Origin of the sequence: Bacillus sp. JJ1503 (assembly GCF_036965125.1) — a bacterium.
Taxonomy (GTDB): Bacteria; Bacillota; Bacilli; order Bacillales; family Cytobacillaceae; genus Cytobacillus.
In genome coordinates this window covers 1-8,033 of the sequence record NZ_JBALOZ010000243.1, presented here as the reverse complement: position 1 = coordinate 8,033, position 8,033 = coordinate 1, and the positions used below count along the sequence as shown (strand labels likewise).

Below are 8,033 nucleotides of genomic sequence, written 5' to 3'. Positions count from 1 at the left end.
GTCCAAGCAGTGGTGCTGGACGGCCATTTCAAGAGGGGAAAGCCTTCGAAAAGTCCAAGCAGTATGAAAGTTGACCGAGAAAAGTATTCCTTAGGCGCGGCCGATTTACCAAAAGAAGTTCTGTCTACCTCCCCAAAAGTACATTCGCTTCAATAGACCGACAAATTTGACTGACAGACATGAAAAATTCGACAAACTATATAAAAGTGAATCGAAAAATGCCTATAATAATAGAAAAACCATCTGAAGGAATTAAAAATGAAGAAAAAATATATTTGGCTCACAGTAGCTATTGTGTATTGTATAGCTATTTTTATAACAACGGCTTCTCCTGCTTCGACTGGTGGAAATACGTTAATGATAATTGCAGATATTTTCAATCTATCTGAGGGTCAGGCTAGTATGATCAACGTCATATTTAGAAAGCTTGTGCATTTATCAGCATTTGGGGTGCTTGCTATATTGTTTTACAATAGCTTTGAAAAGCATCGATTTATACAAGCATGGCTATACACAACGATCTATGCAGCATCCGATGAAATTCACCAGGCTTTTCTCCCAGACCGGACAGGCGCAATTGTGGATGTTGGAATTGATTCCATTGGTGCGCTGATTGCTTTGAGTATAATAAAAATGGCTACCCTCAGAAGAAGGTAGCTATTTATTTATTATTGAGTTGGACTTTCTTGTTTAGCCTGAGAAGAATGCTTTGGTAAATGCCTTTTTATAGAAAAAATAAGTTCTGCAAATAAATAAATTGCAACAAAAGGGCTAAGCCAAATCCAATAATGATTAATCGCTTCATAAATGGAGGTTAATGCTGGATGGATCCACTTTAAACAAATGAGGGATAAAAAAATCCAGCAAATTGAAAAGGATAAACAAATATGTCCATGCAGCTGCAATGGGATATTTGAGTAATCCCACCACCGGCGATGGAAGTAAGTATGAAGTAAATAGCCGCTAACATACTCAATCAATGTTGGAATGGCTAGACAGAGAAAAAGAGCGATTAACCAATTTGTATCCTGTGAAATTAACAAAACCAAAAGCACTGGTGCAAATCCATACATAGGCTTAAAGGGGCCACTGAAAAACCCCACTTTAAAAAATCTCCTCGTTGTAACGAGGCTATAGCTGTTTTCTAGCAGCCAGCCTAAAAATGAGTACACCGTAAAGTAAAATAAAAGACTATGAGCACTAAAAACTTCTAACGTATTTACCAATTAGCAAACCCCTTTCAAGATGACAAATTCATCCTATAGGCTTCGCTAAATTTCCTTTAATATACAATTTCTTCTAAAGTGCTGAAAACTTTTTCCTTAAATAATTTTCTTACGAATATAGCCTGATAAAAGATCAATGCATGTGACCATGACAATGATGCCTAATAGAATAATCCCAACACGATCCCAGTCACGGGAGCTTAGTGCAAAAATAAGTGGCGTGCCGATCCCGCCTGCTCCAATAATGCCAAGGATTGCAGCAGATCTTACGTTAATTTCAAATCGATATAAAGTATAGGACAGGAAACCAGGCATGACTTGCGGAAGGACGGCGAACCAGAGAGTTTGCATGCGGTTTGCCCCTGTAGCCGTTAATGCTTCTGCGGGACCTGGATCAATATTCTCGATTTCTTCCGAGAAAAGCTTTCCTAACATCCCGATAGAGTGCAGGCCTAAAGCGAGTACACCAGCAAAGGACCCTGGACCAACTGCTTTAATGAACATAATCGCCATTACGATCTCTGGAAATGTCCTAACAAAACTGAGGATGAATTTACCTGAATGAGAAAGACTTTTCCCCTTGCTCATATTGGCGGCTGCCCAGAAAGCAAATGGAACGCAGAGGAAGGCTGAAATAAATGTTCCTAAAATCGCAATGGCGAGTGTATCAAGCAGCCCTCGTAATAAATCCTCTCCCTCTGGTAAATAGACATAATCCCAATCGGGGCTGAAAATTCCTGAAAAAATGGCTTTCGATACTTGAGCAGCTGTTTCTTTTACCCCTGTAATCGGCATTCCGGAAAAAGCCCAAATATAAATAAGAGCTAAAGCGAGATAGATGATCCATAGACGAATATTCTTTTTCGGTGGCTTCACAATGTTTCTAGATGTTTGGCTCATATTAATTTCTCCCGTAATTTAGTACTCATGTAGTCGATTATTAAAACAACAACTAATGTGAAAATAATAATAGAGCTTGTTTTATCATATTCAAAGAATCCGAGTGTGCGGTCATAATAGAGTCCAATTCCTCCGGCACCGACAAGTCCCAATACAGCTGCAGCCCGAATGTTTACCTCAAATGTATAAAGCACATAGGAAATATAATAGGGAAGAACTTGTGGAACGACACCAAAAAAGATCCATTGAACCTTGTTTGCGCCAACAGCAGTCATGGCTTCAAGTGGCCCAGGATCAATGGCCTCAATCGCTTCATATGTTAATTTTGCCACTAGGCCAATTGAGAAAATCGTCAACGCTAAAATACCTGGAAGTGGTCCTAAGCCGAAAATAGACACGAAAATGGCTGCTAACAGCAGGTCAGGAATCGTCCGAATTAGATTCAGGACAAAACGAATAGGATGGTATAACCATATGTTACGAACAATGTTGCTCGCAGAAAAAATCGCAATCGGAATGGCGATGAGGGCACCAAAGGTTGTCCCAATTAAAGCCATTCGAATCGTTTCAAGCATTGGCTCGACAATTTTTCCGAAGTAAGACCAGTTTGGAGGAAGCATTTGCGCAATCAGCTCGACCATGTTAGGAGCACCGATGATGAGCTCAGTAATGGTTGAATTTGTTTGGACTGCACTTCCGAAAAGCAGCAAAATAATAATAAAAATGGTTAAATAGGTTTTTAGTTTACGTGGAGGCTCAGGCAGGACCCTCTTCTGTGGCTGACTCAGCATACATTTACCTCTAATAGTTCATCCTTCTTAATAGGGCGGCCATAAATTTCCGAGAATGCTTCATCAGTCGCCTTTTTAACAGGCCCGTCAAATACAACCTCTCCTGCCCGTAATCCGATAATTCTTGTTGCGTATTCTCTTGCTAAATCAATAAAATGAAGATTCACAATGGTCGTTATTCCTAATTCCTGGTTAATTCTTTTCAGATCATCCATGACTTGCTTAGTTGTTAACGGGTCAAGCGAGGCTACAGGCTCATCTGCCAAAATGATTTTTGCTTCCTGAGCTAACGCACGGGCAATGGAGACACGCTGCTGCTGTCCACCGGAAAGATCCGTTGCTCGGGAATAAGCTTTTTCAAGAATATTGACGCGTTCTAAAGCATCGAATGCCAGATTTACATCTGCTTTTGGAAAAAGCCCGAGAATCGTACGCCAAGTTGAATGATAGCCAACACGCCCCGAAAGTACATTTCTCAATACCGAAGAACGCTTCACTAAATTAAAGCTTTGAAAAATCATGCCGATGTCACGGCGGATTCGTCGTAAATCAGATCCCGTTGCTGTCGTAATCGATTTGTTATTGATAAAAATTTCGCCTTCAGATATATCAATCAAACGATTAATTGAACGCAGTAGGGTTGATTTTCCTGCTCCCGACAAGCCAACGATGACGACAAACTCACCTTCATGAATCTTTAAATCAATATTGTTTAACCCTTTCACACCATTATGGTATGTCTTGGAGACATTCTTAAATTCAATCACTTTTATTCCACCTTTGGTTATTTAATCAAAAAATGCCATACCAGTTCTTAACCCTTCACTGGCTGGCATTTTTGGCTTCCTATATTACTCGGTTTTCACTCTTTCTGCATAATCGCGAACAATATCAAACACTTTATCTTCAGATGGTGTATAGCCTTCATGGGAGTAAATGTCTTTAATGATGGCATGGCCTTCTTCATCCTTGCCAATTTCAATAAAGGCATCCTGAATTTTTTTTGTCCATTCTTCACTCATATCGGAGCGGATTGAAATCGTATCGTTTGGAATTGGTTCTGTGAAATGAAGAACTTTTGTCTCTTCGAATACACTTGGATAATCGCCTTTTACAATATTACGTGCATCTTGGAAAATAACCGCTGCATCAACATCACCGTTTAGTAATGCAATCACAGCTTGGTCATGTCCCTTCACTGTGATCCCCTCAACGTCCGTAAGCGGGTCAATTTTTTCATCCATTAAGGCAGCTGCGGGCCAAACATAACCTGCTGAAGATGTAACGTCTTGGAAAGCAATTTTCTTTCCTTTTAAATCTTTCACGCTTTTGATATCAGAATCTGCTTTTACAATAAACATAGATTTATAGAAATCCACTAATTTATCATTAGGTGCACCCGTTTCATCGTCAACACCGAAGCGTTGTGCTTGCAAAATAACATTTGCAGCCTCTTTTTCATGGGCTTGTACATATGCCGTTGGAGGCAAAAAGCCAACGTCTACTTTTTTCGATGCCATTGCTTCAACAATCGTGTTGTAGTTAGTTGATACACTTACTGTTACAGGAATTCCTAGCTTGTCCTTAAGCAAACCTTCTAATGGTTTAGCTTTTGCTTCTAATGTGTCTGCATTTTGCGATGGTACAAATTGAACAGTTAAGCTTTCAGGGGTGTAATCTCCGCCTGATGTTTTGTTTGAGCCGCATGCACTCAAGATGGCCGTTGTTAGAGCAAGAGATAGGCCAATCGTTGCCAATTTCTTAAACATTTCAGTTACCTCCAAATGGAAAAAGAATATTTTACGATTTGAATTATAGCAAACGATATGGATAGTTCTGTAAATATGGTGTTAAATAATGTAAATGTTTGGTGTGGTTTGTTGTAAAATAAATTTACATGAAAGAACTACCTATATAATCAAAGTGGAAGTAATTAGAGGGGATGTGAAGTGGAAGCCATGGATAATGAACGCTGTGAGCTTATTATTATGGAAACTAGTGATCTGCACGGAAATGTGTTCCCGATTAATTACAGGGATAATGAAGAAGTGAATGCAGGGCTAGCAAAGATTGCTGCACTGATTAAAAGTGAGAGAGAAAACAATCAATACTCCCTTTTAATAGACAATGGGGATTTCATTCAGGGGACGCCTTCAACATATTATTATGCAAAATTCCTTCCAGAAAAGATAAATCCTCTTATAAGCCTGCTAAATGATTTAAATTATGATTGTGCTGTAATTGGAAATCACGAGTTTAATTACGGTTCCGAATTATTACAGGCAGCGGTGGACGAGTCCCAGTTCCCGTGGTTATCGGCCAATATATTAAGAGAAGGAACGAAGGAAAGTGCATTTGGTCCTCCGTACATAGTGAAGGAGTTTGAAAATGGGCTGCGTGTTGCTGTTCTAGGAATTACGACACATTATATTCCGAATTGGGAAAACCCAAGGCATATTGTGGGACTCCAATTTGAAGATGCGTTAGCTAGTGCAAAAAGGTGGGTTAATTTTATTCAAAAGCATGAACAGTATGATTTGCTTGTCGTTTCCTATCATGGAGGATTTGAACGGGATCTATCCAACGGGGAGCCTGGAGAAGCCATGACTGGAGAAAATCAGGCTTATGCGATATGCCATGAAATTGAAGGAATTGATATTTTGCTGACGGGTCACCAGCATCGAATGATTGCGGATACTTTGAACGGAGTGACAGTCGTTCAACCCGGCTACAATGGACAGGCTTTAGGTAAAGTGAAAGCTTTTTTTGAAAAAATCGAAGGAAAATGGGTATTTAAAAGCTGCTCGTCACAGCTTATAGAGGTTGACCATTCTGTTCAAGCAGATCCTCATATCTTGAAAATGACTGAAGAGTATGAGAAGGACACTCAAATTTGGCTTGATCAGCCAATTGCCAAAATAATAGGGGATATGACGATTTCCAGCGCATTAGAATTAAGATTAGGAGATCATCCTCTTATTGAATTTTTAAATTATGTGCAAATGGATGCATCAGGCGCAAGGATTTCCTCTACTGCTTTATTTGATAATCGCTCTCGTGGTTTTCAGGAACAGGTGACAATGAGGGACATCGTTTCAAATTATATTTATCCGAACACGTTGAAGGTCATTCGAATCACTGGGCAGGATATGAAGGATGCTTTGGAGATTAGTGCATCGTATTTTATGCTCGGTAAAGATGGTGAGATTCAGGTTAATCCTGCCTTTGCAGAACCGAAGCCCCAACACTATAACTACGATATGTGGGAAGGAATTGAGTATGAGTTTGATATAAGAAACCCTATTGGGGAGCGGGTCGTTAAATTAAGCATTAAGGGAGATCCTGTTCAGATAAAAGGTGAATATGATGTCGTCATGAACAACTATCGAGCCGGCGGGGGTGGAAACTACAATATGTTCAAAGATAAGCCTGTCATCAAAGAAATTCAGACAGATATGACAGAGTTAATCGCTAACTATATGATGAAAAGGAAAAAGATCTATGCCTCCTGTGATCATAATTGGAAGGTTGTTTGGTGATCGGTAAATTAAATATTGTGAAATAAAAAGACTGTAGACAAGCTCGGTTTTACCGAATTTGTCTACAGTCTGCAAGGTATTAATATACATTAAAGTAGCTTAGCAATACTTCTATTGTAGTTTTTCAACCTTGTAGCCTTTATTTTTAAGTAGCTGGATAACGCTCATATCGCCAAAGTAATGTCCTGCACCTACAACAACAAAATAAGTTTCTTTCGTACTTCCTGTTAAGTACTGTTCAATTTTATTCGCCATTCCAATATTTCTATTATCAAGCAGTTCAGTCATATATGTTTGGTATTCTGGGCTATCGTCTGGAACGTTAAAAAGTAAATTTTCAATTGCGTCATCATCACTATATTGCCAAGCTTTTATAAGGGCTTCTAGTTCGCCGCCGCTATCAACTTTTAGGGAATCTTCAAGCAGTTTTATTTGCACATTTTCAGAAAAGCTGTCCATCATATTTAATTGGAACTCTGCTCCCTCTAACTCAATAATTTTTTTACCACCCGCTTTAGACAAGAAATAATAATCAATTCCTAATTCAGGTTTATATTTAGGATCAGTTATTTTTAAACTTTCTAAAATTATATTAAAATACCAAGGTTCAAAATGCTTGAGTTCGTTAAAATCGGCACCCAAACTAATAAAAATATCTTTTAGTTTCGTGTAAAGCTCCTCTGAAATATGATCCTCAATGGTTGAACCATCACCATAGATAGCTTTTTCAAGGATGGATTGTTGAAATTCAAGGGGATTTAAATTAAGAATATCTGCTTCAACAACTAAATATTTTGATTCATCAAAAGCCTTCATTATTTTCGAGTTTAAAGGATAAAAGTCTTCAATACCTAAATGAATTGAACCTAGCATGTAAACAGTGTTGCCGCTTTTTTCTGCTTTCCAAAGGAATCCACCCTCATTTTCCGCAACCTGTTCCTTTTCACAGCTGGCCGCTTTAACCTCAGCTAATTTCCTTTTGGAAGGGGTCTCATATTTTATTGCACTATCTTTTTTTACATAATAGCCTCCACCTACTCCATAAATGTCACCACTAGAATGGTTCTTAAATGAATAGACTCTATATTCACCCTTTACAGGTAGTGTCTTGTGTGCCTCAAGCTTATTTTCTTTCAAAGAGAATAACTTAGCTTCTTTCAGGATGGTGATTTTACTTAGTTGACCACTCTTAAGTTCTGTTTTCCCCCACATAATCTTCTTAGGAACACAATCCTTACTACTTTCCGATGCCGCAAAAGCCGTATTAACTGAAAAGGATAAAACTACGAGCAATGTAGCAATGAAAAGCATAGCTGCATTTTTAAATATCTTTTTCAAAGTATTTCTCTCCTCTCTAATAAAGTATTCGTTAATAGAGAAACCAATTATATGTAGTATAGTAAACTATTAACAAATTAATAATACCTTAATTTAGGAGGTGACTCAACAAAGTAAAAAAAAGCCAATAGATAAAGTCCTTTTCGGACGAGTCTATAAGCTTTTTTAATATTATTTACTATTAACCTTGCACACTTTCCTTTTCATAAACCGGTACCCAGCCCTCTTCTGTTACGAAA

At 38.4% G+C, this 8,033-nt stretch carries 8 protein-coding genes; 2 read left to right on the top strand and 6 right to left on the bottom strand.

The features are described from left to right. The first annotated feature begins 258 nt into the window (after positions 1-258). Positions 259-657 (top strand): VanZ family protein, encoded by a 399-nt coding sequence (locus V7149_RS18135; protein WP_335347011.1) that lies wholly within the window; start codon positions 259-261, stop codon positions 655-657. A gap of 11 nt (positions 658-668) precedes the next feature. Here V7149_RS18135 and V7149_RS18130 read toward each other — a convergent pair whose 3' ends face one another. From V7149_RS18130 to V7149_RS18110, 5 genes are all read right to left on the bottom strand, one after another. Beyond that, positions 669-1,226, bottom strand: coding sequence for a putative ABC transporter permease (locus tag V7149_RS18130; RefSeq protein ID WP_335347010.1), 558 nt, complete (start codon positions 1,224-1,226; stop codon positions 669-671). A gap of 96 nt (positions 1,227-1,322) precedes the next feature. Further along, the gene (gene phnE, locus V7149_RS18125; RefSeq protein ID WP_335347009.1) at positions 1,323-2,126 is read right to left on the bottom strand and encodes a phosphonate ABC transporter, permease protein PhnE; all 804 of its coding nucleotides are present in this window, start codon (positions 2,124-2,126) and stop codon (positions 1,323-1,325) included. Further along, complete coding sequence (gene phnE, locus V7149_RS18120; protein WP_335347008.1) at positions 2,123-2,917, bottom strand: phosphonate ABC transporter, permease protein PhnE; 795 nt, start codon at positions 2,915-2,917, stop codon at positions 2,123-2,125. The genes phnE (V7149_RS18125) and phnE (V7149_RS18120) overlap by 4 nt, the downstream gene beginning before the upstream one ends. Continuing rightward, complete coding sequence (phnC, locus tag V7149_RS18115) at positions 2,911-3,684, bottom strand: phosphonate ABC transporter ATP-binding protein (protein ID WP_335347007.1); 774 nt, start codon at positions 3,682-3,684, stop codon at positions 2,911-2,913. The genes phnE (V7149_RS18120) and phnC overlap by 7 nt, the downstream gene beginning before the upstream one ends. Positions 3,685-3,768: 84 nt before the next feature. Further along, complete coding sequence (locus V7149_RS18110; protein WP_335347006.1) at positions 3,769-4,686, bottom strand: phosphate/phosphite/phosphonate ABC transporter substrate-binding protein; 918 nt, start codon at positions 4,684-4,686, stop codon at positions 3,769-3,771. Between the two features lie 189 nt (positions 4,687-4,875). On the opposite strand from V7149_RS18110, the gene V7149_RS18105 reads away from it, so the two are divergent. Further along, positions 4,876-6,456, top strand: coding sequence for a bifunctional metallophosphatase/5'-nucleotidase (locus V7149_RS18105; protein ID WP_335347012.1), 1,581 nt, complete (start codon positions 4,876-4,878; stop codon positions 6,454-6,456). A 111-nt stretch (positions 6,457-6,567) separates the two neighbouring features. Here the strand turns inward: V7149_RS18105 and V7149_RS18100 are convergent, their stop codons facing one another. Continuing rightward, the gene (locus V7149_RS18100; RefSeq protein WP_335347005.1) at positions 6,568-7,794 is read right to left on the bottom strand and encodes a TraB/GumN family protein; all 1,227 of its coding nucleotides are present in this window, start codon (positions 7,792-7,794) and stop codon (positions 6,568-6,570) included. Positions 7,795-8,033: the final 239 nt, after the last annotated feature.

What these genes read in the sequence shown, in the direction of transcription:
- V7149_RS18135 (WP_335347011.1), top strand. Translation starts at nt 259, where the DNA reads ATGAAGAAAAAATATATTTGGCTCACAGTAGCTATTGTGTATTGTATA.
- phnE (WP_335347009.1), bottom strand. Translation starts at nt 2,126, where the DNA reads ATGAGCCAAACATCTAGAAACATTGTGAAGCCACCGAAAAAGAATATT.
- phnE (WP_335347008.1), bottom strand. Translation starts at nt 2,917, where the DNA reads ATGCTGAGTCAGCCACAGAAGAGGGTCCTGCCTGAGCCTCCACGTAAA.
- V7149_RS18110 (WP_335347006.1), bottom strand. Translation starts at nt 4,686, where the DNA reads ATGTTTAAGAAATTGGCAACGATTGGCCTATCTCTTGCTCTAACAACG.
- V7149_RS18105 (WP_335347012.1), top strand. Translation starts at nt 4,876, where the DNA reads ATGGATAATGAACGCTGTGAGCTTATTATTATGGAAACTAGTGATCTG.